This is a genomic window from Dietzia sp. WMMA184 (assembly GCF_002441635.1).
GTDB classification, from domain to species: Bacteria; Actinomycetota; Actinomycetes; order Mycobacteriales; family Mycobacteriaceae; genus Dietzia; species Dietzia kunjamensis.
The window spans coordinates 2,358,464-2,379,965 of record NZ_NXEI01000001.1 but is presented as its reverse complement, the minus strand read 5'-3'; the positions used below and the strand labels follow the sequence as shown (position 1 = coordinate 2,379,965).

The window sequence follows — 21,502 nt, the reverse complement described above, 5'->3', positions numbered from 1 at the left end:
ACCGGCCCCGCGTGGATTCGACTATCTCCTCAGACGCCCCACGAGTCCGCGGAGAACGGGGGTGATCGAGTCGAGTTCCGGCAACCGGGACCGCGACAGGATCAGACCGGTCACCGCGAGGGTGATGACGGCGGCGACACCGGCACGCAGGACGAACCCGATGCTTCCGACGGCGTCGGTGAGGGCGTCCATCGGCAGGATCGTGTCCACCGCGAGTGCGACCAGGGCGCCGACGATCGACGCGCCGAGGGTCCACGAGGCCGACCGGAGGGTCTCGCGACCACGCAGGGACCCCAGTTTCGACCGAAGCAGGATGAACCCGGCGACGGCGCCGACGACCCAGCCGATGCCGTTGGCCAGGGCCAGGCCGATCACCACGTGGGACCGCTGGTCGGCGACCACGGGGACGAGGAGCGACAGGATCACGCGGACCACGGTGATCGCGAGGATCATCGCCGTCGGCGTCCAGTAGTCCTCGCGGGCGTAGAACACCCGCTGCTGCAGCAGGACCACGGCGTAGGGCACCAGCGTGAACGCGCCGAAGGCCAGGGTCAGGCCGAGCACCTGGGCGCTCTCGGCGTCGAAGTTCCCGTAGCGGAACAGGCCGGTGGCGATCGTCGGGCCGAACGCGGTCATGAACGCGATGATCGGCAGCAGCCCGAACAGGGACAGCCGCGTCCCCAGCGAGATGTCCCGCACCACCGCGTCGTTGCGGCCGGCCACCCCGTTGTCCGCCAGGCGGGGGTTGATGGCGGTGAGCAGGGTGACGCCGATGATCCCGTACGGGACCTGCAACAGCAGCCAGTAGGTCTGGTAGATGGCGATGGCGGCCTCGTCCGCCGCCGACCCGATGCGGTTGGTCATGACCAGACCGACCTGCGAGATGAGGACATAGGTCACACCGGCGAGCGCGTGCCCGCCGAACTGCTTGATGCGGGGGTCCAGACCCCACTGGGGGCGCAGGTCCACGCCCGCGCGACGCAGGGCCGGCACCAATACCGCCGCCTGCAACACCACGCCCAGGGTGGTGCCCAGGCCCAACAGCAGGATGGGCGCGCTGAGCAGGTTGACCGGCGCGGCCGGGTCGATGCCGCTGCCGACCACCGCGAACAGCACCAGTGTCGCGATGGCCACCAGGTTGTTCCACACCGGCGCCCACGCCCCGGGACGGAAGACACCGTTGTAGTTGAGGATCGCGAGCATCACCGAGAACACGCCGTAGAAGAAGATCTGCGGCAGCAGCAGGAACGCGAACGCGGTGGCCAGGTTCGTGTTGACCTCGCCGTCGCCCAGGTTGAGCTCGGTGAGCAGCGGCGCGCACGCCACCGCCACGACGGTCGCCCCCAGTGCCAGGACCGAGGTCACGGTGAGCAGGCGACGGATGAAGGACACGCCCCCGTCCTCGTCCTCCTGCGCGGCCTTGGCCAGCAGCGGCATGAACATCGCGGTGAGCACCGAACCCAGGACGAGCTCGGTGATCATGTTGGGCAGCGTGTTGGCGGTGTTGAAGGCGGACGCCACGGCGGGGCCGAGCACGGTGAGGATGAGGATCATCCGGACGAACCCGGTGATGCGGCTCGCGAGGTTGGCCACGGCCATCGATCCCGTCGAGCGCATCACCGACGCGTCGGAGGAGTCGCGGTTCCGTGCCCCGGTCCCCCCGCCGGGCGTCGCCGGGCCCGCTGCGGACCGCTCCGGGGTCGGGGCGATCGGCCGCGCGATCGGCCGCTCGATCGACGGCGCGGGCGCGGCGTCCGGGATGAACGAGTCGGCGACCGGCGGCGGGGAGGCCGGGCCCGGCAGCACGCAACTGCCCGCCTCACGGCGTCGGCCGCGGAGGCCGGGATCCGGTCTGCGCAGTTCGGGTCCGGGGGACCCCTGCTCGTCGTTCACGGTCGGTGCCCTTCGTCCGCGGGGTCGAGGATGCCCCGACGGTAGCGCAGGTACCGCCGCCCCCCGAGGACGAGGGCGAGGGCGGCCGCGGCCAACGCGAACGCCTGGGCGACCGGGTAGCCACCGGTCTGGACGGACAGCTCCACCGGCTCCGACAGCGGGCGCCCGTCGGGACCCTCGAGGACGAACGCCACGGTGTGGCGTACGCCGCCCTCGGCATCGGACTGGGTGGGCACCTGCAGGGTCCGCGAGCCCGAGGCCGGGATCTGGACGACCCCCACCGGCTCCACCGTGATGTCGTCCGGCGCGGTGACGGTGACGCCGACCCGCACCGGGAAGGGCAACGCGTTCCGGGTCACCAGCAGCAGTGGGCTGTTGGGGCTGGCCATGGTGAACACGCTGCCGGGCGGAAGCAGGTCCACCCTGCCGAGCGAGCGGGAGACCGTCTGCTCGAGGCGGTCGAGACGCTCGGCGGTGGCGGCGCGGGCGTCCGCCCCGGTACCGGACCCGGGCGACGTGCCGTCTCCCCCCGCCCGCCGGCCGGTCTCCGACAGGGCCCGGAGGGCCTCGGTCACCATCGGGTCGAGGTGGCCCTCGGCGTCCGCCGAGGTGGGATCGGCGGCGTCGACCAGTGACCGCAGCGTGCCGACCCCCCGCAGGGCGTCGGAGACGCGACGGTCCACCCCGGCCAGGTCCACGGCTCCCGGGTCGACGGCGCCCGTGGGGTCGTCCGCCAGGGAGCCGTCCGGGACGGTGACCGGTCCGGCCAGGCGCTCGGTGAGCGGCACCGCGCGCATCCTCCCCGCTGCCAGTTGGGCGCCGAGGGTCTCCAGCAGCGAGCCGGCGGCCTCGCCGTCGACGCTCCACACCTGCGGCGGCACGGCCAGGACCCCCTGATCGTCGGACGGGCCCGAGGGGCCGGTGTCGGCAGCGGGACCGGTGCCCGCGGAAGGCCCTGCGCCGGCCGCGCCGGCCGCGCCGGCCGCGCCGGCGGCCTCGAGCGGGGCGATGGGGGCGGGCCCGGCGTCGATGGCGTCCACGACCGGCGCGAGGAGCGCGGCCCTCGCGTTCTGGAGTCGGGCCGCCGCGGAGTCGGCGGTCAGCCAGTACCGGGTGTCGGGGTCGGAATAGCGCGGGTTCTCCGGCGCGGACCCGGTCGCGGCGAGGGCCGCCCCGATCGCCGCCGAATACGTCAGTGCGCGTCCGCCGTCGGTCCCGGCCAGCCCCACCATCCCGGGGGGCGGGACGAGACCGGTGTCGGTCCGCGTCGACGGGGCCGCCACCACGGCGGTGGCGCCGGGCTCCCCCAGCGCCTCGGCGGTGCCGGGCAGCAGGGTCCCGGACGCGGGGACCAGCACGTCGGGGATCGGGGACACACCGAGGATCCGCTCCACGGAATCGTCGCTGTCCAGCGCCGCCCGGGTGAGCTCGGTGGACCCCACCGCGCCGACCATCTCGAGGCCGGCCTGGGCGGCCGGCAGCGTCACCACGCAGGTGCCCTCGGCCAACGCCCGCAGCTCGTCCAGCCAGCGTTCGGCGTCGGCTTCCACCGCCCCGGGATCGGCGGGGGCGGACCGCTCCGGGTCCCCCCGGCCGCCCCGGTTCCGCCCGGAGGAACCCCCGTCGTCGTCGCCGCTGCCGTTCCCGATGAGCACGGCGCGGCCGTCGGCGATCTCGGACACGGTCCCCAGTAGCTCCGGGTCCACGCCCAGGCACACCGCCCGGCGCAGGTCCTGCCCGCCGGGCCCGTCGAACGCGTCGTCGGCCGCCCGGACCAGCCCGGTGAGCCGACCGCCCTCGGACAGCTCGCGCAGGAGCGAGTCGTCGGTCAACGCGACCACCGGGTCCGGGCCTTCCGCTCCGGGCACCGTCGCGATCCGCGTGGGTGCCGCCGCCAGCGGCCACATCATGGTCAGCGGGACCGGAGTCGGGCCCCGCCCGTCCGCCGGCCCGGGTGCGACCACCTCGTCGTCGTCGATCCCCGGTAGGGCCGCCGGCTGCGGCGCCTCGAGCACGGGCAACTGGGTGCGGGCGTCGTCGAGTCGCGCGGGCGACCCGCCCTCCGGCGTGCCGTTGACGTTGACGAGGAGCGGATAGATGCCGGGTTCGGTCAGCTGCAGGTCAGGGGCCGGGTCGCCGGGGATCTCCCGGGCCGGCATGGACACGCGGTACGGCACGGACTGCCCCGGCGCCACGGTCTCGGCCACCCGCAGGAACTCGCCGCGGACCGCGAACGACGGCTCGGACCACACCAGCGGTTCGCGCACCGCCTCCGCGTCGGCGGCGCGGGGCCCGCGCTGGAGCCGGACGTCGACCGACTCGAGGGGGATGTCGCCGACGTTGGTGATGGTGCCGGACACCGTGACGACCGGGACCCCGGACTCGGTGCCGACCGCGACCCGGCCCCCGCCACCCGCCCCGCCGGGGCCCCCCGCCCCGTCGAGGACGGTCGGGGAGATCTCGTCGATGGTGATCCGGGCCAGTGTCGGCGCCGGGTTGGGGATGTACCCGGCCGCCGCGGCCTCCGCGGGGGTGATGGCCCCGGCCGGCTGGACACCCCACAGCGGGCCGAGCGCCAGCGCCGCACACAGTGCCGTCGGGACGACCGCCCGGACTGCGCGCCCAACCGGCCGCCCGGTCACGGCCCGGACTCCTCCGGCGCGTGGTCGCGGGGGGTCACGCCGTGCGCCCCGGTGCGGCGGACCGGCTCGGGGCCGTCCGCCCGGCGGGACGGGTCCACCATCTGCGCGTCGGCGGGCGGGGGATTGTCGCCGGCCAGTTCGGCGCGCGCGAAGTCCGGGAGCAGGGTGCGCGCGGACTCGACCAGTCGCCGCTCGTCCGGGTAGGCGAGGCGCCGGGGCAAGTCGTTGAACGCGAACCAGGCGACCTCGGTGATCTCCGGGTCCTCGTCGCACAACTCGCCGTGGTCGTAGCGGACGAGGTGGTGGTGGACGGTCTTGTGGATGCGCCGGCCCTCGGCGACGAACCAGTAGTCGATGGTGCCCAGCGGGGCCAGGACGGTGCCGTCGACACCGGTCTCCTCGAGCACCTCGCGCCGGGCCGTCTCCGCGACCGTCTCCCCCGGCTCGATGTGCCCCTTCGGCATGGACCACAGCATGCGGCCTCGTCGGTCCAGCCGACCGATGAGTGCGACCTCCAACCGGGACAGGTCGGCCTCGGGCCCCTCCCCCGCCTCCGCGAGGTTCCGGACCACCAGGCCGCCGGCCGAGGTCTCCAGCACCGTCTTGAGTCGCTGGCCACCGCGGGGATGCCGCGCGCCCCCGCGACCGCCGCGGGCGTTCTTGGCTCCGGCCTTGCCGCCCTGGTGGGTGCCGGGCTTGGTGGTCTTGGCCGTGGCCTTGGACCCGCCCTTGCCACCGGCCTTGGAGCCGGCCTTGGAGCCGGTTTTGGACCCGGTGCCGCCGCCGGCCTTCGCGGGCGCGGACGTGCGGGTGGTGTTGGTGGAGCTCGCCTGGCCACCGCCGCCCGACTTGGACCGGCCGGGCTGACGCGGGTGACGGGGGGCCTGGCGGGAGGTGGCGCCGGCGGTGCCGTCGCCGGTCTTCACCGTGTGGGTGGCGTCGGGGCTCGACGGCTGGTTCTGGTTCTCGGGTGCGCGGCCCTGTCCCCGGCCGCCCCGCCGACCGCGTCCGCCGCGGCGGCGACGCCGTCCCTGCCGTGACTGACCGTCGCCGGACGGACCGGTGGAGCCGGTGGGCCCGGACTGGCCCCCCTGGCCGGACTTCTGACCTGGCTTCTGGCCGCCGCCCCCGGCGTCCCGGGGCGTCGACTTCTGCTTGTCGCCCTGCGCGCCGCGCTGGCCGTCGGACCCCTTCGCGGCAGCGCTGTCCCGCTTCTGACCTGCGGCGTCGCGTCCCGCGGCGCCGGGTCCGGCGGGCCGACGCGCACGACGACGCCGCGGCGCGTTGGCGCGCGGTTCGGCGGGACGATCGGCTTCGGACACCCATCGATGCTACCGGCCGGGGGTGAGTGGACCGGAATCCACGGCGCGCCGCGGCCCGGCCGCGTGCGGGTGCCCGGGCGCGAGGGTGGCAGGCGTGGGAAGTCACGACGACGACGACGAGACACTCCCGTCACTCGCGTACCTTGCCGTCCCAGCGGTCAGGGCCTCGGGGCCGTGCCGGCCGGGGACGGTCCCGCGGCGGCGGGCGCGGCTAGAGTCCGCAGTATGAGCTCTGGCCCGTCCGCCCACGCCCTGGTCCTCCGACACCGGGCCAAGCCGGGCCGTCGTGACCAGTTGATCGAGGTGTGGCGCCGGCACATGCCCGAGGCCGTGCAGGCCAACGCCGGGCACCGGGCCTATGTACTGTGCGCATCCCACGTGGACCCGGACGTGATGGTGGTGTTCCAGCACTACCGGGACGCCGCGGCCGCCCAGGAGTTCCTCGGCAACCCCGCCTACCTGCGGTATCTGGCGGAGTCGAGCCCGCTGCTGAGCGGGCCGCCCGAGGTCGAGGCCGTGGACCCGCTGTGGTCGAAGGCGGTCGCGCCCGGCGAGTGAGTCCCGCCGGGCATTCCGGCAGGGCATCCGGCCCGGATCCGGCTCGGATGCGCTGCCTGGTCGACTTGCGCGCCCCGAATGGTCCATTCCCGCAGCACGACCCGGTGATCGACGTACATTCCGGCAGCGGCGGTCGGCGTGGCGGCGTACCCGGGGCTGATCCCGCCCGGCCCCGAGCGCGCGGGTCAGGGATTGTCGGGTCCACTCGGTAAAGTCGGGCCCGTGACAGCCCGCAGACCGACCCCCGACCGCAGTGCCGCCGACAGCAGCGCCGCCGCCGAACGATCCGCCTCCGATCGACACGACGCCGCGGTGTTCTCGGCGTTGCAGGACGGACCGGGTTCCCGGCCCGACCCGGCGGAGGTCGAGGCGCGCCGGGTCCGGTTGCTCGCGGGCGCCCAGACCACGATGAACGACCTGGCCGACGTGCTGGCCCCGCTCGCGACGGCGTTCGGTGGCGCCGGGCACGAGCTCTACCTGGTGGGTGGCAGTGTCCGCGACGCCGTGCTCGGCCGACTGGGCACCGACCTGGACTTCACCACGGACGCCCGGCCCGAGACGGTGCGGGCCATCCTCGACGACTACGCGGACGCGGTGTGGGACACCGGGATCGAGTTCGGCACGCTGTCGGCCGTCAAGCGGGACGGTGGCGGGATCGAGCAGCAGATCGAGATCACCACGTTCCGTGCCGACTCCTATGACGGGGTGACCCGGAACCCCGAGGTCGTCTTCGGTGACACCCTCGACGGTGACCTGATCCGGCGCGACTTCACGGTCAACGCCATGGCGGTGCGTCTGCACCCGGACGGGCGCCAGGAGTTCGTCGACCCCCTGAACGGGATGGACGCCCTGCTCGCCGGCGTCCTGGACACCCCGGCCGCACCGGAGCAGTCGTTCTCCGACGACCCGCTGCGCATGCTGAGGGCCTGCCGGTTCGTCTCCCAGCTGGGGTTCACCCTCGCGCCGCGGGTGTTCCGTGCGATGGCGGAGATGACCGGGGAGATCGACCGCATCACCGTCGAACGAGTGCGGACCGAACTCGACAAGACCATCCTCGGCGACTACCCGATCGACGGCATCAACATGCTGTGCGAGGCCGGGTTGGCCGACCGGGTGTTGCCCGAGGTGCCCGGCATGAAGCTCGAGCGCGACGAGCACATGCAGCACAAGGACGTGTACTGGCACTCGCTCACGGTGCTCAAGCAGGCCATCGACCTCGAACCCGAGGGGCCCGACCTGGTGCTCCGCTGGGCGGCGTTGCTGCACGACGTGGGCAAGCCCGCCACACGGGCGCCCAAGCCCGGCGGCGGCGTGACCTTCCACCACCACGAGGTGGTCGGCGCGAAGATGGTGCGCAAGCGCATGCGTGCGCTCAAGTACTCCAAACAGATGATCGAGGACGTCTCCGGCCTGGTGTTCCTCCACCTGCGCTTCCACGGGTACGGCGAGGGTCAGTGGACGGACTCCGCGGTGCGCCGCTACGTCTCCGACGCCGGACACCTGCTCCCGCGCCTGCACCGGCTGGTCCGGGCGGACTGCACGACCCGCAACAAGCGGCGGGCGGCCAAGCTGCAGGCCAACTACGACTCGCTGGAACGGCGGATCGCCGAGATCGAGGAGAAGGAGGACCTCGCCCGGGTCCGCCCCGACCTCGACGGCAACGAGATCATGACGCTGCTCGACCTCAAGCCGGGGCCCGATGTCGGTCGCGCGTGGGCGTATCTCAAGGAGTTGCGCCTCGACCGCGGCCCGCTCGACCGGGCTGAGGCCGAGGCCGCGCTCCTGAGCTGGTGGGCGGGACAGAACGAACCGCAGCAGAACGGCGGGTCCGGGGGCTCCGCCGAGCAGAACGGCGACCCGGCATGATTGGCGGAGCGGTCGACCGCTACCTCGGTTCGGCCGCTGCGCGGGTCGTCGTCGCCGTCCTCGCCGTCGTCGGCACGCTGCTGCACACCGTCGGAATCCCGGGGCTGCAGCAGACCCCGCCGTACCGCATCGACCTCGACGTCTACCGCGTCGGCGGGCAGGTGTTCCGCGACGGTGGCGACCTCTACGGCGAGCTGCCGCAGCTCGCCCAGGGCGCCCACCTGCCGTTCACCTATCCCCCGCTGTCGGCGCAGCTCTTCTCACTGCTCACGCTGGTGCCGTTGGCGGTCGCGTCCGCGCTGATCACGCTGGCGACCATCGCGGTGCTGGCCTATGTCGTGCACCTGGTGCTCACGCGCACGTGCGAACGCCCGCAGCGGGAGTTGTGGTGGCTCACGGCAGCCATCGTGGCGGTGGCACTGTGGTTCGGCCCGGTGCGCGAGACGATCGGGTTCGGGCAGGTCAACGTCTTCCTCATGGCGCTGGTGCTGGTCGACGTGATCCGCGGCCGCGGCCGCTGGTGGGGCGGCACCCTCACCGGGTTGGCGATGGCCATCAAGCTCACCCCGGCGGTGTTCCTGCTGTACTTCGTGCTGCGGCGCGACTGGCGTGGGCTGGCCACGGCGGTCGTCTCGGCGCTGGCGTTCACCGGGATCGGGCACCTGCTCACCCCGGACGACTCCGCCCGCTACTGGACCTTCGCCATCCGCGACCCGGCCCGGATCGGCGGTCTGGCGTTCACGTCCAACCAGTCGGTGAACGGGTTCGTGCACCGACTCGGCTTCGAGGACACCGCCGCGTCGGTCGCGTGGTTCGTGGTGTCCGCGGCGATCGGCCTGGGGATCGCGTGGGTGGCGTGGCGGTTGCTGCGGTCCGGCCACGAGGTGGCCGCCGCGGTCGCGGTGGGCAACGTGGCGTTGTTCTGCTCGCCCGTGTCATGGGGACACCACTGGGTGTGGGCGGTGCCCGCGGTCGTGCTCACCCTGCTGTGGGCCGACCGCGCGGGACGAGACGGCGACGACGACGAGCGCGGCTGGCTAACCCTGGCCGGCAGCGGCGTGGTGATCTTCCTGGGCACTCCGCAGTGGTGGGTGCCGCACAGCGAGGGCCGCGAACTCGGCTGGGGCCCGCTGGAGCACCTCGTCGGCAACGCCTACCTGATCTGGGCGGCGGTCTTCCTCGTCGTCGTGGGTGCCCGGGCCTCTCGACTCGGGCGTCGCGACCTGGGCGGCGATCCCGAACGACCCGCGTTGCTCGTCAGGGCCACCGGGAGCAGCTGAGCGCCCGCCGTCAAGGCGGAACGACGATCTGTGGAATGCGGTTCCTCGCTCCACAGATCGCGGATCGGGGCTGGTCCGATCAGGGCTCCCGGGACACGATTCTGGCCATGGACTACTTTTTCGGAGACGGCGTCGGGGACCCGACGCAGTGGCAGGGCGAGCCCGACCTCACCCTCGGAACCGGTGCCGCGGACGCGCTGTGGCTGGACTTCGACGGCGACGGATACGCCGACGACGCCCTGTGGGACTCGGACCTCGACGGCGCCGCCGATCGCGTGGTGACCGACGTGGGCACCGGCGCCCAGGCCGCCTACGCCGATGACGGCGGACGCGGCGTGTGGAACGTCTACGCCGGGGGAGCCGGCGCGCTCGCCGCGGGGTCCGTGGGCGGCGGGTCTGTCGCGGGCGGGTCTGTGGGCGGTGGCTCGGTGGGTGGTGGATCAGTTGCCGCCGGTTCGGCGGGCGGTGGGTCTGTCGGCGCGGGGTCGGTGGGGGGCGGCTCGCTCGGCACGGGGTCCGTCGGGGCCGGCTCCCTGGCGGCCGGATCGGTGCTGGCAGGAGCCGAGGGTGCGGGCGCGCTGATGGGCGGTTCGCTGGCCGCAGGGGCGGACGGGCTGGCCGCCGGGTCGGACGCGATGGGCGGCTTGCCGGACTGGGGCGCCCTGCTGTCGGATGCCATCGGCGCGATCCACCACGGGTCGGCCGCTGCAGCGGACTCGGCAAGGTGGTCCACTCCCCCGGTCACGGAACCCGATCCGGTGCCGCCGCCCCCGCCCGTCGCGCACACCCCGGCCCCGGAACCCGCGCCGGTGCAGGGCGGGACCGTTCCCGAACCCGCGGAACCGGTCGTCGAGGACGACGGCTCCATCACCGTCGACACGGGCAGCGGGATGCTGTCCGTGGCGGACATGAACGGCGACGGGCGGCTCGACGCCGCGCTGCCCTTCGAGCCGCCTCACCTGGAGCTCCCGCACATCGACGCGGGCTCGGCTGCCGGATCGCTCGACGTGGGGGTCATCGACGCCGGCGCGCTCGGCGGTGGCTCGGTTGGTGGTGGCTCGGCCGGTGGGGACGCCGGAGCTGTCGGTTCCGCCGCGGCGGGCTCGGCTGCGGCGGGTTCCGCTGCCGCCGGGTCGATGGGCGCGGGTTCGGTCGGGGCGGGTTCGGTCGGCGCAGGTTCGGTCGGTGGCGGCTCGGTGGGTGCAGGCTCGGTGAGTGGCGGTTCGGTCGCCGCGGGCTCTGTGGGCGGTGGTTCTGTGGGCGGAGGGTCAGTCGGTGGTGGCTCGGTCGGTGGCGGTTCGATCGCCGCGGGTTCGCTCGGGCTCGGCTCCTGACCGCCTGCGCGCGGCGACGAACGCCGCGATCACCGCGGCGGCGGCGTACAGCGCGGCCGGGACCAGCATCAACGACACCGACCGTCCGTCGGCGGGCACCAACGGCAGGACCGCGACCATCCCCACGACGAACGCCGAGTTGAACAGCGCGTCCTGCAGTGCGAAGACCCCGCCGCGGCGGGCGTCGGGGACGTCGGTCTGCATGGCGTTGTCCGCGACGAGCTTGACCACCTGGGCGCCCAGACCGATCGCCACCGCGCCCACGACCAGCGCCGTCGGCTCGAGGGTCGGGCCGACCGCGAGCTGCGCGACCCCCGACAGCACCGCGCCCGATGCCACGACGACGATCCGCCGCCGACGGGCGATGGCCCAGGGGGTGACGACGGCGGCCAGGCCCATTCCTGCGGCCACCGCCGCCGACATCAGTCCGAATCCACCCATCCCGGCCACGACAGGGCCGCCCACGCCGCCGGACTCGGCGTCGCGCAGTAGCAGGATCGCCAGCATCGTGGTGATCCCGAACGCCGCCCGGCCGAGCGTCACGCCGGTCAGCGACACCCACACGAGGGCCGTGGACCGGGCGGCCCGGGCGCCCTCGGCCAATCCACCGGCGAACAGGGACAGCGCATCTAGTGCCACGCCCCGGCCGGGATCAGCGCTGAGCTCGTCGTCGTCGGGTCCCAGGTGCCGGCGCGGCAGCGCCAGGATCGCCCACACCCCCACCAGCGCGGCGACCACGGACGGCACGAGGGTCCACGACACCGCGGCGTCCCCGGCGCCGAGGACGGCCAGGACGGCGAACGCCGCGACCGCGCCGACGGCCGTGATGATCGACCCCACGGTGACCAGAACCGAGTTGGCGGCGGCGAGGATCCGATCGGGCACCACCTTGGGCATGGCCGCGGTCATTCCGGTGTTGATGAGGCGGCCCAGCCCGATGGCCACGAGCGAGAGCGCGAACAACGCCGCCAGGCCCGCCCCCGTGTGCACGGCGCCGGCGGCGACCAGCGCGATGGTCGCGATGATGGACACCGTCCTGACCAGCGCCGCGACCGCGACGACGACCCGACGATCCCAGCGGTCGAGCGCGGCGGCGGCGAAGGGTCCGACGACCGAGTACGGCAGCAGCATGACGGCGAACCCGCCGACGATGGCGGCGGGCGTCGTCGCGGACTCGGGGCTGAACAGCACGATTCCGCCCAGCGCGGCCTGGTGGATCCCCTCACTGAGCAGGGCGGCCAGGCGCGCCGTGGACAACCGGCCGAGGCCGTCCGACTCCCGCAGTGCGGCCGCCAGTCGTCCGCGCGGGGGGCCGACCGGATCGGCGGACAGTGAGGTCACGCGAATCACCGTAGCGCTCGCCGCACGAGCGGTGACCACCGCGGCGGGACCCGATCGAGGGGACGCGCGTGTGGGTCGTCGGCGACGGGGGCATCATGGGGACATGGACACGGGACCGGACGATCTGGGCGGTGGCGGCCTGTTCGGCGACCGCCTCTACTCCGCGATGGACAAGCGTGACCCCGTCGCCGGGTCGCTGCTCATCGCGGCGCCCGACATGCCCGATCCCAACTTCCAGCGCGCGATCATCTACATGATCGAGCACGACCACTCGGGCTCCCTGGGCGTCGTCATCACCCGCCCGAGCGAGACCGAGGTGGAGTCGATCCTGCCCGCCTGGGCCGAGATCTGCGCTCCCCCGTCCGTCTTCCACATCGGCGGTCCCGTCAAACCCGACACCGGGATCGCACTGGTGGTGCTCGGTTCCGGCGTGGACGGTGACCGGTTCGTCGGGCTCCAGCAGATCGAGGGTCGGGTGCACGTGGTGGACCTGGACAGCGACCCCGATCTCCTGCGCGACCATGTCGAAGGGATGCGGGTGTTCGTCGGATACACCGGCTGGGCCCCCGGACAGCTGCAGGACGAACTCGACCGCGGCGACTGGTACGTCGCCCCCAGCCTGCCCAGCGACCTGCTCGCCCCCGCCCGCGTCGACGTGTGGGGTGCGGTACTGCGGCGTCAGGAGATGCCGCTGCCGCTGTACGCCACCTTCCTGCAGGACGGGGACGTCAACTGACGGCCGGCGCCCCGGATGGGTCTCATGATATGGGAGACAGGTTCTAGTTTGTGGGATCGAGTCTAGGCTCGTGCAGGTGGAGACGGTGAAGCATGAGTCGACCGCGGTGACCCCGCGGCACTGGCTGGTGCTGGCGGTCGCCACGTTCGTCGCGGCGTCGGGCTCGGCGTTCGTCGTCGGCGTGGGCTTCCTGCTCCCCCACCTCACGACCGTCGAAGGGCTGTCACTCTCGCGGGCCGGGGTGCTGGTCGCGATGCCGCTGGTGGGGATGGCCACGGCGCTGATCGCGTGGGGTTGGCTCGTCGACCGGACGAGCGAGAAGCTGGTCCTGGTCTCCGGCTCGGTCGGTGCCGCGCTCGCCCTCACCGCCGCACTGTTCGTCGAGTCGTTCACGCTGCTGGCGATCCTGTTGCTGGTTACCGGCGCCTTCACCGCCTCGGGGAACTCCGCGAGCGGGCGGCTGGTCGTCAGCTGGTTCCCGGCCCACCGCCGCGGGCTCGCCATGGGAGTCCGGCAGATGTCGCAGCCCGCCGGATCCGCGGTCGCGGCCATGACCATGCCGCTCCTCGCGCAGTCGTACGGTCTGGCCGCGGCCTTCGCGGTACCCCTGGCCATGGCCGTGGTCTCGGCGGTCGCGGCCCTCGTCGTCGTCACCGACCCGCCTGGCCACCTGGCTGCTCCCCCGCCGGCGCCGAGCGCCGCGGCTCCCAGGGTGACCGGCACGGCGTCAGCGACCCGTCCCCCGTCGGACGGGTCGCCGTACCGCGGTTCGGGCTACCTGGCCCGGGTGCACGGCGCGTCGGTGCTCCTCGTCCTGCCGCAGGGCATGCTGCAGGCGTTCCTGCTGGCGTGGCTCGTGCTGGGGCACGGCTGGTCGGCGGTCTCCGCGGGAATCGTGGTGACGGCGAGTCAGGTGCTCGGGGCGGTCGCCAGGATCGTGGCCGGAGCGGTGTCGGACCGCGTCGGATCGCGGATGAGACCCCTTCGCGCTGTGGCGATCTCGGTCACCGGCGGCCTGGCAGCCCTCGCTGTGGCCGAGGCGCTGGGAGCTCCCGGGGTGATCGCCGTGACGCTCGGCGTGGTCGCGACCGTGCTCTCGGTGTCCGACAACGGCCTGGCGTTCACCGCCGTCGCCGAGTACGCCGGCCCGCGGTGGAGCGGGCGCGCGCTGGGCGTGCAGAACACCGCGCAGTTCGTGGCGATCGCGGCGTCCACTCCCCTGGTCGCTGCCGTGATCGAGGCGGTCGGCTACTGGCCGGTGTTCGCGGGCGCGGCGGTGGTCGCCGCGGTGGCGATCCCGCTGGTGCCGCGCGCAGACGTCGTGCGGGTCTGACGAGGGGCTGGTGGGTAGTTGTTTGTGAGCCGGTCAGGCTGCACAACTGCCGCAGGCTCGACCGACTAGACCGGAGCGAAAGCCCAGTTCAGGACTCCGATAGGCGTTTACGCAAGTTGTTCAGAGTTGTTCTCGACCTGCTCCGGCCAGTTCCCGCTGCCTATCCCGCGGGCCCCGTACCGGCCGCCCGCCATCGCACCGTGGGACCCCGGCTCGGTCCGTCCGGGTCGATCTGTGCGCGGCCTGTCTGCCGCAGGTACCGCAGGAGCTGGGTTACTTCCCGCCCGTCCAGCCCCGTCGCTTCGACAATGTCGCGATTGGTCAAGGAGTCACCGGCTCTGAGGTGCTCCTCCACCCACTCCTGAACCGATACCGTCGACAACCCTGCCGGCACCGCGGACCCCAGACAAGCGAGAGCAGCGGAAGTCAAAACCCACTCGTCGCCACGGCTCGTCACCGGCTGCACCAGTCCCTCGTCCTCGAGCCAAATCATTACCTGAAGTGATTCAGCCGGCCCACCTTGAGTCTCGCGCTGCACCTGACGAACTGTCATCAGAGGCGCGCGGGACAGATGTCGCAGCACGATTAACGTGGAAACCGCGTCGATGATGTTGTCGCCGAACTGCCTCCTGAATCGGTTAAGAGCGGCTATGAAATTGGTGTCAGGTCTAGATGCGACGAGTCTCACCTCAACGTGGAAGTCGTCGGCATCGACCTCGGGGGCTTCCCGCCCTGTGGCCAACATCGACCGCCACATTCGATCGAAGCCACGAGAGGATTCCTCCGCGAGGCCCAGTTGGCGCATTCCCGCCATTAGTTTGTTATTTCGCGGAACCGATTGAACAGTGAGTAGTCGGTGAATATCCACTCCGAACGGAAGCGCGCCCGGCGACCAGACTTTCAGCAGACGAGGAGCCTGGTCGACGACGACGGGTGATGACATTGACCAGTCTCGGTGGACCAACGCGTTAGACACCACCTCGTCAACGGCGGTCGATGGAAAAGCCGGGACAGGGACCTCCTGGCCGGTCCCGAGGTCGACCCGAGCGATTTCAGCGTCGGAGTGCCGTTGAATGAGGGTTTGCAGTTGTTCTGTTGCGAGCACGACGGGCCCTGAGATTTCAGTAACGGTCGGATCGCCGCCTGGAACCTGACGAAGCAGGTGCCTGGCGACTACCGCCCCCGGGCGACTGCGGCCGAACAAGAGGACTGCGGCCTCGGTGATTTCTCCGGAGTCGGTGAGTAGGCCCAGTTCTCTCAGCAGTGCCAGCGGCTCTGCGGGGGCGGCGGTGCCATCACCGGTGGCGGCTCGTCTTGCGGACAGTAGTTCTGTTGCCCGTTTCAGGGCGAGGTAGTCGAGATCGTCGAGGGTCGACGAGGAGGGTCGGGCGGTGAGATCCGGATTCGCACGCGCATACTGCAGGGCGCGCCGATCGTTTTCAGTCATTGGTACACACTGGGTGCCGACTCGGCGACGCGCTGCGCCATTCGTCCTCGTGTAGACAGACAGACCTTCGGGGACCCGGATCAACAGCAGACGAACTTCGTGGTAGCTGAGGTCGCGCGCCTCGACCCGCAAATGTGGGATCGTGCTCTCGAATACTTTCCGCTCGACCCACTGTGCGTCGCGATCCGTCCCGCTGAACGCTTCCAGTCCAGCACGTTTGTCCGCCACCCCGAGGACGATGTGGGCTTCTCCGGCGGAGCCGTTTGCAAAGCAAATCGCCGCATCGAGAACGGACTCGACCACCTTGGCGTCCGGGTTTCCGCTGCCACGCTGTCTGGTCGGTACCCGGGCGGGGTCTTCTTTGAAATCAAGCGTCGAGGATTCGAGCGCATCGCCAGTGGCTCCCGCTCTGATCGCGTCCAGCGCGTGGGCCACTTCTTGAGGGAGCGTGCTCATCATGGGAACAGAGTAGCCCGAGTTGTTGTGGAGTTATTGAAACAACTAGCAAACAACTTCGGCCTGCCAGGGATGTTGGCTTATAGCGTCGGTGCAGTTCAGAGCCTCGTGTGTAGTTGTTCTGAGTTGTTCTGCGTTGTCCTTGGTGGTTCCGACCCCGGTTATGTCACGGTGCCGGTTCCGGAAATGGTTCGCCTCGGTACTGCCCCACCGACCACACGTTGCCCTCCGGGTCGCGGACGGAGAAGGTGTGATCCCCGTAGTCGGTGTCGTGGAGCTCCATGACGATCTCGGCGCCCGCCGCCCGGGCGCGCTCGTAGACGACATCCGCGTCGGCGGTGACCACGTAGGCCAACCCGGTTCCCGGCGGCATCGCATGGGGATCATCCGGCCCCGGCCGTTGGTCACCGAGCATGATGCCGCCACCCTCGGGCCACAGCAGTTCGGCGTGCACGATGCGGCCGTCCTCGGCATGGGAGACGGTTTCGACGAAACCCAGTGCCTCGACCAACCAGTCGATGACGGCGTGGGCGTCCGAGCACCGGAAGCAGTGCCACACGGTGGGAGCGGGCTGGGTCCCGGGCTGGTGTGCGCTCATGCCCCGAGTCTGCGCCGACCGGCGCGAGCGCGGAAGGGCTCCGACGGGGGTGATGCCAAATCGTGGCTGGCTAGACTGCCCGGCGTGCCGCACGCCCCCTCCACCAGCGCAGAGATCCGCAAGGGTCTTGCCGACTGCTCGACCGTCGGGCTGGGACTCGTCCCGCTCGGTCTGGCGTTCGGGGTGCTGATGACGCAGGCCGGGTTCGACTGGTGGTGGGCACCGGTGTTCTCCATCGTCATCTACGCCGGCTCCATGGAGTTCCTCGCGATCGGCCTGCTCACCGCGGTCACTCCCCTGTACTCGCTGGCCGCCGCGGCGTTCCTGGTGAACTTCCGGCACGTCTTCTACGGGCTGAGCTTCCCGATCGAGACCATCCGCTCGCGGCTCGGTCGGCTCTATGCCGTCTACGCCCTCACCGACGAGGTGTACGCGATCACCGCCACCAAGCGGCGCGTGGAGATGACCGGCGCCCGGACGCTGACCATCGCGATCACCTGCCAGTCGCTGTGGGTGGTGCCGGGCATCGTCGGTGCGCTCGTGGGATCCGCGCTGCCGGAAGGACTGGACGGGCTGCAGTTCGCGCTGACCGCCCTGTTCGCCGTGCTGGCGGTGGACGCGTGGCGGTCCTCGGGAGACCTGCCGGCGCCGGTGATCGGCCTGGTCTGCGGCCTGGTCGCGGCGGTGGTCGCGCCCGGGCAGATGCTCATCGTGGGCCTGTGCGCGTTCGTCGTGGTGTTGTTGCTGCGCTACGTCTGGGCCGCGCGCACCGAGCGGGCCGCGACGTGACCGCCGCGGTGCCCGGGACCGCCTACCTGCTCGCCGGGCTGGGCGTGATGTTCCTCGTGACGCTCGCGCTGCGGGCCGCCCCGTTCGTGGCGCTGACCCGGTTGCGCGATTCCGGCGTCGTCCGCTACCTCGGCCGCACGATGCCCGCCGGCGTGATGGTCGTGCTGGTGGTCTACACCCTGCGGGACACGACCACCGAGCTCGGCTCGTGGGTGCCGGCGGCCGTCGCGTTGGGGCTCACTCTTGCTGTGCACCTGGCGTTTCGACGGGCCGCGGCGAGCATCGTGCTGGGCACCGCGACCTACATGCTGCTGCAGACCCTGCTGGTGTGAGCCTGCCGACCCCGCCTGCCGCTCAGTGGACCACCGGGCACGTGCCCAGGTCGACCTTCCACTCGGTCAGGCCGTTGAGCCACCCCGACCGGAGCCGCGTGGGGTCGCCGAGCGCGGTCAGATCCGGGAAGTAGTCGGCGACGGCGTTGAAGATCAGCTCGAGCTGCATCTTCGCGAGGTTGGCGCCGAGGCAGTAGTGCGGGCCCTGGCCGCCGAAGGTGACGTGGGGGTTCGGATCGCGCAGGATGTTGAAACTGAAGGGGTCGTCGAAGACCTCCTCGTCGAAGTTCGCGGAGCCGTAGCAGATCAGGACGCGGTCGCCCTTCGCGATCGACACGCCTCCGATCTCGGTGTCCTCCATGGCGGTGCGCTGGAACTGGGTGATCGGCGAGGCCCACCGCAGGATCTCGTCGTAGGCGGTCTCGGGCCGCTCGCGCTTGAACAGTTCCCACTGCTCGGGGTGCTCGAGCATGGCGACCATGCCGTGGGTGGTGGCGTTGCGGGTGGTCTCGTTGCCGGCCACGGCCAGGAGGGTGACGAACCAACCGAACTCCTCGGCGGAGAGATGTTCGCCGTCGACGTCGGCCTGGACGAGCTTGGTCACGATGTCGTCGCGCGGGTTGGCGGCGCGGTCCTCGGCCATGGCGTTCGCGTACCCGATGAGCTCCATGGACGCGATGGCGGGAGCGTCAGGGTCGCCGCCGGCGTCGTAGCTGGTCATGATGTTGGACCACTCGAAGATCTTGTGGCGGTCCTCTTGCGGCACGCCCAGTAGGTCGGCGATCGCCTGGAGCGGCAGCTCGGAGGCGATGGCGGTGACGAAGTCGTCGGCGTTCGACTCGGCGGCGGCGGTGACGATCTTGCGTGCCCGGTCGGCGAGCTCGTCGCGCATGCCGGCCACGCCCCGGGGGGTGAACCCGCGGGAGATGATGCGCCGGTGCTTCTTGTGGATCTCGCCGTCCTCGTTGACGAGCATCGACCGCTGGGCCTCGATGATCGATCGGTCGGTTCCCTCGGCGAATCGCGGGATCATCGTGTTCTCGCCGGCGGAGAACACCTCCCCGGTCAGGCGCGAGATCTCCTTGACGTCGGCATGCTTGGTGACCAGCCAGTAGTGGTCGTCGTCGAACCCGTCGGAGCCCGCGCGCTTGTCGACGCGGTGGATCGGTTCGGTTTGCCGGAGCTTGCGCCACTCGTCGTGGGGGAGCCGCTTCTCGAACAGGTCGGGGTCGGTGAAGTCGAAGCCTGCCGGGATGGTGACGTCCATGGTGTCTCCTGGGGCTGGTCGCCCGCCGGGTCTGGCGGGGATGAAACCGTGAATAGTGGTAACTATATACACGTGGCACTATCCTCGAGTGAGATTCTCGACCGCGCTCTGATGCTGGCGGAGCAGATGTCGGGATCGATCGCGCGCGCGGCGGCGAACTACGACCTGACGGTGCCGCGGCTCGAGCTGTTGTTCGTCCTGGGTCTGCAGGGCGAGTGCAAGCAGGTGGAACTCGCCACCTATCTCGACTGCTCGCCGCGCCAGGTGACCGCGCTGGTGGACGGTCTGGTGGCCAGTGGGCACGTGGAGCGCACGATGCCGCCGGACGACCGGCGGGTGCGGCTGGTCAACCTGACGGAGAAGTCACGCCGGATCGTGGATGAGGTGGTGACCGCGCGCGTCGGACTCGCCGAGTGGTTGTTCGAAGGATTCGACGACGACGAGCTGCAGGCGTTCGGCGCGGTGTCCGAGAAGTTGGTCTCCCGGATGAGCGGGCGGGCGCTGAGCCGGCTCCCCGAGCAGTGAGTCGAGTTCGGCCGATGGGGCACGCCGGCCGTTGAATCAGATCGGTCGTTGAATCAGGCCGAGCAGGTAGCGCAGCCGGTGTCCGCGCGGGCGTACTCGACGAACCCGCGGGAGAGGTAGTTGGGGACGGCGGCGGGGGAGTCGTCGTCGCAGGTGTGCAGCCACACCCGGCGGCACCCGGGCACGTTCCAGGCGATGCGGCAGACCTCGGAGAGGAACCATCCGCCCAGGCCGCGGCCGGCGAATCGGGGGAGCAGGCCGAAGTAGACGATCTCCACGTCGACGCCGTCGTCCCCGACGCCGCCGGAGTTGTTGAAGACTGGGCCGGTGGTCTCGTCGCAGGGGCTCATGCGGAGTTCGGCGAACCCGACGACCTCGCCGCCCCGGGTCGCTCGCAACGTGCTGACGCACGGGTCGGAGCAGTACGAAGCCCAGTCGCCCTCTGCCCACTCCAACCGATCGATCCAGTTCCAGTCGCCGCCGATCTCGCGGTACATCCGCGAGTTGAACGACGGCTCGGCGGGGAAGACGCGGGAGATGGTCAGCTCCGCACGGCCAGCGGGACGCAGGTGGTCGGCGTCGGTCTGCTGGAAGTAGGTCACGCTGGTCATCGGGTTATTGAAGCACCGCCGCCCTCCCAGACCCAACATTCGCGGGGGGAGGGCGGCGAGGAGATCAGCCACGCGAGGGGCGGAACCTGCGCTGTTCGGCTGACCGCTTGTCGTACCGATTCAGTTGAACGAGATGTGCGGAACACCCGGGAGGTTCAGGTCGTTGACGGACCCGGCAGCGGCGTCCTTCGCCTGGTTGAGCGCATCGGTGATTCCGTTCTGCACTCCGACTGCGGCGTGGGGATTGGCTCCGATGGCACCTGCACCTGCACCCAGGGCGGCTGAACCGCCTGCTGCAGCGCCAGTGCCGACCATGCCAGCGATCGCGGTGCCAGCGGTGGCGACTGGGCCGGCCGCCATCGCGGCGCCGACGACAGGTGCTGCGATGGGGCCGAGAGCCATCAGGGCGGAGATGATCATTCCGGAGATGGCGGTGGCTGCTGCGAGCATGAGTAATCTTCTTTCTCTTGGTGGGTGGACCTGACGTGTTCGGCGTCAGGGGATGTTGAGCTGTCTGGGGGCGATTGGCGCCTGGGGGATGATCTCCCCGCGTCCGCCGAGGTCGATGGTGATGGTTTCGGGGGCCGGTGGCGCTGGTGCAGGCGCTGGCGCGGGAGCCGGAGCGGGCGCCGGTGCGGGCCGGTACGGGGCCGGAGCGGCCGGCTGCGCGGGGAACACCGGCGCCCGGACGACCGGCGGCGGAGCTGGCACGACCGGCGCGTGCGCGGCGGCCGGGCGGGCCGGCGACGGCTCGCGTCTCGACGAAGGCAGGCGCTCGCTGCTCACCGGCGCGGTCGAGGTCGCGGAGGTGGAGGACGAAGGTTGCGTCGAGGTAGGGGAGGGTGCGGCTGATGTGAGACCGGACTGCTGCACCGAGGACGCCACCGGCCCAGCCGCTGTGGCTGTCGCCGTTCCCCCGGAGAGCCAAGCTGCTCCCGCTCCCGCCGAAAACCCGAGCAGGGCCAGTCCGGCGAGAACCATGAGCGACATGGATCGGGCGAATGGCGGACGCGTTGACCGCATGGGCACCCCTCCTCGAGTCATATGCCCGTGCGCCAGTCGTCCGGGCGGATGCTGAACCCCTCAGCTCATGCGGCGTGAACATTAAGACTGTGTCGGCGGTGCCTCAACGTTTTCCTCCCTAACGAGATCGACTGGCGAATAATCCTGTG

The 21,502-nt window shown here is 71.4% G+C and carries 18 protein-coding genes; 9 read left to right on the top strand and 9 right to left on the bottom strand.

Annotated features, from left to right (window positions below):
- Positions 1-21: 21 nt before the first annotated feature.
- From CK206_RS10860 to CK206_RS20340, 3 genes are read right to left on the bottom strand one after another with little or no spacing between them, the layout of a single operon-like run.
- Positions 22-1,893, bottom strand: a complete 1,872-nt coding sequence (locus tag CK206_RS10860) for a lipid II flippase MurJ (protein WP_096906411.1) — start codon at positions 1,891-1,893, stop codon at positions 22-24.
- Complete coding sequence (locus tag CK206_RS10855; RefSeq protein ID WP_096906410.1) at positions 1,890-4,535, bottom strand: hypothetical protein; 2,646 nt, start codon at positions 4,533-4,535, stop codon at positions 1,890-1,892. Before CK206_RS10855 ends, CK206_RS10860 begins: the two co-directional genes overlap by 4 nt.
- On the bottom strand, positions 4,532-5,857 hold the full coding sequence (locus CK206_RS20340; protein ID WP_254050551.1) for an NUDIX hydrolase: 1,326 nt from the start codon (positions 5,855-5,857) through the stop codon (positions 4,532-4,534). Before CK206_RS20340 ends, CK206_RS10855 begins: the two co-directional genes overlap by 4 nt.
- Before the next feature lie 225 nt (positions 5,858-6,082).
- Between CK206_RS20340 and CK206_RS10845 the strand changes: the two genes are divergently transcribed.
- The 4 genes from CK206_RS10845 (at position 6,083) to CK206_RS10830 (ending at position 10,895) form a co-directional block, all read left to right on the top strand.
- The gene (locus tag CK206_RS10845; RefSeq protein ID WP_069389324.1) at positions 6,083-6,415 is read left to right on the top strand and encodes a putative quinol monooxygenase; all 333 of its coding nucleotides are present in this window, start codon (positions 6,083-6,085) and stop codon (positions 6,413-6,415) included.
- A 312-nt stretch (positions 6,416-6,727) separates the two neighbouring features.
- The gene (locus tag CK206_RS10840) at positions 6,728-8,281 is read left to right on the top strand and encodes a CCA tRNA nucleotidyltransferase (RefSeq protein ID WP_069389326.1); all 1,554 of its coding nucleotides are present in this window, start codon (positions 6,728-6,730) and stop codon (positions 8,279-8,281) included.
- Positions 8,278-9,561 (top strand): glycosyltransferase 87 family protein, encoded by a 1,284-nt coding sequence (locus CK206_RS10835; RefSeq protein WP_096906409.1) that lies wholly within the window; start codon positions 8,278-8,280, stop codon positions 9,559-9,561. Before CK206_RS10840 ends, CK206_RS10835 begins: the two co-directional genes overlap by 4 nt.
- Before the next feature lie 35 nt (positions 9,562-9,596).
- On the top strand, positions 9,597-10,895 hold the full coding sequence (locus CK206_RS10830; protein WP_096906408.1) for a hypothetical protein: 1,299 nt from the start codon (positions 9,597-9,599) through the stop codon (positions 10,893-10,895).
- On the opposite strand, the gene CK206_RS10825 is transcribed toward CK206_RS10830, so the two are convergent.
- Positions 10,830-12,236, bottom strand: a complete 1,407-nt coding sequence (locus CK206_RS10825; protein WP_096906407.1) for an MFS transporter — start codon at positions 12,234-12,236, stop codon at positions 10,830-10,832. The genes CK206_RS10830 and CK206_RS10825 overlap by 66 nt on opposite strands.
- A 103-nt stretch (positions 12,237-12,339) precedes the next feature.
- Here CK206_RS10825 and CK206_RS10820 point away from each other — a divergent pair, with 103 nt between their 5' ends.
- On the top strand, positions 12,340-12,972 hold the full coding sequence (locus CK206_RS10820; RefSeq protein WP_067720162.1) for a YqgE/AlgH family protein: 633 nt from the start codon (positions 12,340-12,342) through the stop codon (positions 12,970-12,972).
- A gap of 85 nt (positions 12,973-13,057) precedes the next feature.
- Positions 13,058-14,305 (top strand): MFS transporter, encoded by a 1,248-nt coding sequence (locus CK206_RS10815; protein ID WP_254050550.1) that lies wholly within the window; start codon positions 13,058-13,060, stop codon positions 14,303-14,305.
- Between the two features lie 160 nt (positions 14,306-14,465).
- On the opposite strand, the gene CK206_RS10810 is transcribed toward CK206_RS10815, so the two are convergent.
- Positions 14,466-16,211 carry an RNA-binding domain-containing protein gene (locus tag CK206_RS10810; RefSeq protein ID WP_096906406.1) on the bottom strand — a complete coding sequence of 582 codons (1,746 nt, stop codon included), beginning with the start codon at positions 16,209-16,211 and terminating at the stop codon, positions 14,466-14,468.
- 163 nt (positions 16,212-16,374) lie between these two features.
- Positions 16,375-16,806, bottom strand: a complete 432-nt coding sequence (locus tag CK206_RS10805; RefSeq protein ID WP_096906405.1) for a VOC family protein — start codon at positions 16,804-16,806, stop codon at positions 16,375-16,377.
- An 84-nt stretch (positions 16,807-16,890) separates the two neighbouring features.
- On the opposite strand from CK206_RS10805, the gene CK206_RS10800 reads away from it, so the two are divergent.
- Together CK206_RS10800 and CK206_RS10795 are read left to right on the top strand one after the other, a co-directional pair.
- Positions 16,891-17,595 carry an AzlC family ABC transporter permease gene (locus CK206_RS10800; RefSeq protein ID WP_096906404.1) on the top strand — a complete coding sequence of 235 codons (705 nt, stop codon included), beginning with the start codon at positions 16,891-16,893 and terminating at the stop codon, positions 17,593-17,595.
- Positions 17,592-17,927, top strand: a complete 336-nt coding sequence (locus CK206_RS10795) for a branched-chain amino acid transporter permease (RefSeq protein ID WP_096906403.1) — start codon at positions 17,592-17,594, stop codon at positions 17,925-17,927. The genes CK206_RS10800 and CK206_RS10795 overlap by 4 nt, the downstream gene beginning before the upstream one ends.
- A gap of 22 nt (positions 17,928-17,949) precedes the next feature.
- On the opposite strand, the gene CK206_RS10790 is transcribed toward CK206_RS10795, so the two are convergent.
- Positions 17,950-19,194 carry a cytochrome P450 gene (locus CK206_RS10790; protein ID WP_096906402.1) on the bottom strand — a complete coding sequence of 415 codons (1,245 nt, stop codon included), beginning with the start codon at positions 19,192-19,194 and terminating at the stop codon, positions 17,950-17,952.
- Positions 19,195-19,266: 72 nt separating this feature from the next.
- On the opposite strand from CK206_RS10790, the gene CK206_RS10785 reads away from it, so the two are divergent.
- Positions 19,267-19,719 (top strand): MarR family winged helix-turn-helix transcriptional regulator, encoded by a 453-nt coding sequence (locus CK206_RS10785; protein ID WP_235027764.1) that lies wholly within the window; start codon positions 19,267-19,269, stop codon positions 19,717-19,719.
- A gap of 53 nt (positions 19,720-19,772) precedes the next feature.
- On the opposite strand, the gene CK206_RS10780 is transcribed toward CK206_RS10785, so the two are convergent.
- Positions 19,773-20,330, bottom strand: coding sequence for a GNAT family N-acetyltransferase (locus tag CK206_RS10780; protein WP_096906401.1), 558 nt, complete (start codon positions 20,328-20,330; stop codon positions 19,773-19,775).
- 120 nt (positions 20,331-20,450) lie between these two features.
- Positions 20,451-20,780: a hypothetical protein gene (locus CK206_RS10775; protein ID WP_096906400.1), complete on the bottom strand. Its 330-nt coding sequence runs from the start codon at positions 20,778-20,780 to the stop codon at positions 20,451-20,453.
- Positions 20,781-21,502: the final 722 nt, after the last annotated feature.

Excerpts from the sequence above, each read along its gene's own strand:
- CK206_RS10810 (WP_096906406.1), bottom strand. The coding sequence starts at position 16,211 with ATGATGAGCACGCTCCCTCAAGAAGTGGCCCACGCGCTGGACGCGATC.
- CK206_RS10820 (WP_067720162.1), top strand. The coding sequence starts at position 12,340 with ATGGACACGGGACCGGACGATCTGGGCGGTGGCGGCCTGTTCGGCGAC.
- CK206_RS10775 (WP_096906400.1), bottom strand. The coding sequence starts at position 20,780 with ATGCTCGCAGCAGCCACCGCCATCTCCGGAATGATCATCTCCGCCCTG.
- CK206_RS10790 (WP_096906402.1), bottom strand. The coding sequence starts at position 19,194 with ATGGACGTCACCATCCCGGCAGGCTTCGACTTCACCGACCCCGACCTG.
- CK206_RS10780 (WP_096906401.1), bottom strand. The coding sequence starts at position 20,330 with ATGACCAGCGTGACCTACTTCCAGCAGACCGACGCCGACCACCTGCGT.
- CK206_RS10845 (WP_069389324.1), top strand. The coding sequence starts at position 6,083 with ATGAGCTCTGGCCCGTCCGCCCACGCCCTGGTCCTCCGACACCGGGCC.
- CK206_RS10835 (WP_096906409.1), top strand. The coding sequence starts at position 8,278 with ATGATTGGCGGAGCGGTCGACCGCTACCTCGGTTCGGCCGCTGCGCGG.
- CK206_RS10805 (WP_096906405.1), bottom strand. The coding sequence starts at position 16,806 with ATGAGCGCACACCAGCCCGGGACCCAGCCCGCTCCCACCGTGTGGCAC.
- CK206_RS10830 (WP_096906408.1), top strand. The coding sequence starts at position 9,597 with ATGCGGTTCCTCGCTCCACAGATCGCGGATCGGGGCTGGTCCGATCAG.